Genomic DNA, 2,883 nt, shown 5'->3' on the forward strand with positions numbered 1-2,883 from the left:
CAGCTCACCGCCGCAGGATCAGTACCCACAGTGGTGGCGTGGGACAACCCGCCCGCGGTCGCGCCGCGCGGGACAGTGATCCTGATCGCCGGTCGCGGCGAGCATCCGGGGCTCTACGAGCGCTTCGGTAACCGGATCGCCTCCGACGGCTACCGGATCCGGGTGGTCGGCGACCCGACCGCGCACGGCAAGACGGTGGCGTCGCAGGTCCAGCAGCTGTCGACCGATCCGGACCTGCCCGCGCCGCGCGTGCTGGCAGGCTCCGACGCGGGTGCGGCATTCGCCGCGGCGCTGGTCGCCACCGGGAAGGTGCGAGTCGACGGCCTCATCCTCGTCGGCCTTCCCGGCGGGGAGGCGACCGCCACGGGCATCAGGGAGTGGGAGTGGGAGACCGAGCTGGATGAGCGCACCGCCTGTCCCGCCCACCAGGCACGGCTGGACGCCGACGTATCCGTACGCCGCGGCGCACTGACCGTCCCGGTACCCCGCTCCTGGATCGCCGACGGCGACCTTCGCCGCGTCACCGTGCCGGTTCTGGGCCTGCACGGGACGGCCGACATCCTCAGCCCGCTGCCGGCCGCGCGCGAGCGTTACGCGGGTGCGCCCGTCGCCGAGTTCGTCACCATCGACGGCGGCAAGCACGACGCCCTCAACGACGCCACCCACCGTACGGCCGCGGCTGTGGTCGTGCTGTTCCTCGAACGGCTGCGAGCCGGCGCCGACCTTCCCGAAATCGCGCGCTGGACGCCCTGGTCGTGACCGCGCCGATCAGACACAGCCCAGCCACCGGAGGACCGTCATGACCGTCGAATTCATCAGCGGCATAAACATCAATCCGTCCAACGAGCTCAACCGGCTCCGGCTCCCGGCCATTGATGTGCCCTTTCTCAAGCGTTACGCGCGGACCCTGGACGAGGGTGGCTTCGACTACACCCTCGTGCCCTACCACTCCTCCTACCAGGACCCGTTCACCCTCGCCTCGGCCATCACGCAGTTCACCGAGCGGCTCAAACCGATCGTTGCGCTGCGGCCCAACACCATCTATCCGACGGTCGCGGCCAAGCAGCTGGCCACCCTCGACCAACTCAGCGGTGGACGTGCGGTGGTGCACTTCATCGCGGGTGGGGACGACAGCGAGCAGGCCCGCGAGGGCGACCGGCTGAGCAAGACCGAACGCTATGCGCGGCAGGCCGAGTACATCGACATCCTCCGCCGGGTGTGGACCTCGACGACTCCGTTCGACCATGCCGGGACCTACTACTCGTTCGAGGACTTCGTCTCGGTCGTGCGGCCGGTCAACGGCACCATCCCGGTGTCGGTCGGCGGGTCGTCGCAGGACGCCTACCGGGTGGGCGGCGCGCAGGCCGACATCTTCGGTCTGTGGGGCGAACCCCTGAAAGAGACCAAGGAGCAGATCGACGCGGTGGCCGAGCAGGCCCGCCTCGCCGGCCGCGAGGACACCCCCCGCATCTGGGTCACCTTCCGTCCGATCATCGCCCCCACCGACGAGCTGGCCTGGGAGAAGGCCCACCGGATCCTCGGCGTCCTGCAGGGCAACAACGGAGTCGCGCACGCGGCGTTCCGGTCCACCGGACAAAGGGAACCGGCCAACGTCGGTTCCCAGCGGCTGCTGCGGGTGGCCCGCGACGGCGACCTGCACGACCGTGCGCTGTGGACGCCCACGGCATCCGCGACCAACGCCACCGGCGCCTCCACCGCACTGGTGGGGACCCCCGAGACCGTCGCCGCCGCCATCCTCGACTACGTCGACCTCGGCGCCGAGCTCATCTCGATCCGTGGATACGACAACTTCAACGACGTCGTCGACTATGGCCGCTACATCATCCCGCTGGTGCGGGAGGAACTGGCGCATCGTGAGACGACGGGCCGTCGCGGCGAAGTCGTGCGCGAGGACGCCGGGCTCGATCGTCTGGCCGCACCGGCGGTCACCTCCCGCAGCGGCCCGCCCGACGAGCAGGGTCTGTCGGTCGCGGGGGCCGGCCAGCTGGGGCAGCAGGTGGCGTCGTGACCGTGTCGCCCCAGGCCGACTCGGCCGTCAGCCTTCCGGCCGTCGACATCTCCGACGAGGCGCTCGCCCGCACGAGCGCCCAGATCGCGCTCGCCGCCGAGGAGTACGACCGTTCCGCGGAGTTTCCCTGGAAAAGCATCCAGGCCGTGCACGACGCGGGCCTGCTGCGGCTGGGGATCGCTCCCCGCTACGGCGGCCAGGGCCTCAGCGCCACCGACAGCGTCCGGGTCTTCGAATGGCTGGGCAAGGGCGATCCGTCGGTCGCCCTGATCACCGCGATGACGGTTTTCCAGCACGTCATGCAGGCCGTCGACGCATGGTGGCCGGAGGGGCTCTACCGCGCGGTGGTCAGCGACTCCCTCCACCGGCCGGTGCTGTTGAACGCCGTGCGCGCCGAGCCGGAGTGGGGAGCTCCCGCCCGGGGTGGGCTGCCGGCCACGAAGATCCGGCGGACCGCCGCCGGCTGGCTGCTCAACGGACACAAGGGCTTCGCGACAAGCTCCGAAGGCCTCGCCTACCACCTGGTGTGGGCGGCCACCGAGGACGCCGACCCGTTGCTGGCGCACGCCATCGTCCCCGCCGACACTCCCGGTATCGAGATCGTGCGCACCTGGGACCACTTCGGGCTGCGGGCGAGCAGCACACACGACGTCATCTACACCGACGTGGAGATCCCCTTCGAGAACTTCCGGGGCGTGCCCCAGTCCGAGCAGCGCGCCGACACGGACCTGGGCGCCGTCGCGATCGGCGCGACCGCGCTGTACATCGGGGTGGCTCGTGCCGCGCAGGAGTTCTTCCTGCGTTTCGCCAACGAACGCGTCCCCACCTCCCTGGGACGTCCCATTGCCACGACC

General features: G+C 70.6%; 3 protein-coding genes. All 3 read left to right on the forward strand.

Going from position 1 to position 2,883, the window contains the following annotated elements; all coding sequences use genetic code 11:
- A partial coding sequence (locus DD1DGNOD_RS09395) for an alpha/beta hydrolase (protein WP_430827784.1) occupies positions 1-759 on the forward strand: 759 nt, incomplete at its 5' end.
- Positions 760-799: 40 nt separating this feature from the next.
- Complete coding sequence (locus DD1DGNOD_RS09400; protein ID WP_131766251.1) at positions 800-2,029, forward strand: LLM class flavin-dependent oxidoreductase; 1,230 nt, start codon at positions 800-802, stop codon at positions 2,027-2,029.
- The coding region (locus DD1DGNOD_RS09405) for an acyl-CoA dehydrogenase family protein (protein ID WP_241255600.1) at positions 2,026-2,883 on the forward strand (858 nt) is incomplete at its 3' end. The genes DD1DGNOD_RS09400 and DD1DGNOD_RS09405, both read left to right, overlap by 4 nt.

This window comes from Candidatus Protofrankia californiensis, from assembly GCF_900634765.1.
GTDB lineage: Bacteria > Actinomycetota > Actinomycetes > Frankiales > Frankiaceae > Protofrankia > Protofrankia californiensis.

Bases quoted from the DNA above. Each gene is read 5' to 3' on its own strand.
- DD1DGNOD_RS09400 (WP_131766251.1), top strand. From the start codon at position 800: ATGACCGTCGAATTCATCAGCGGCATAAACATCAATCCGTCCAACGAG.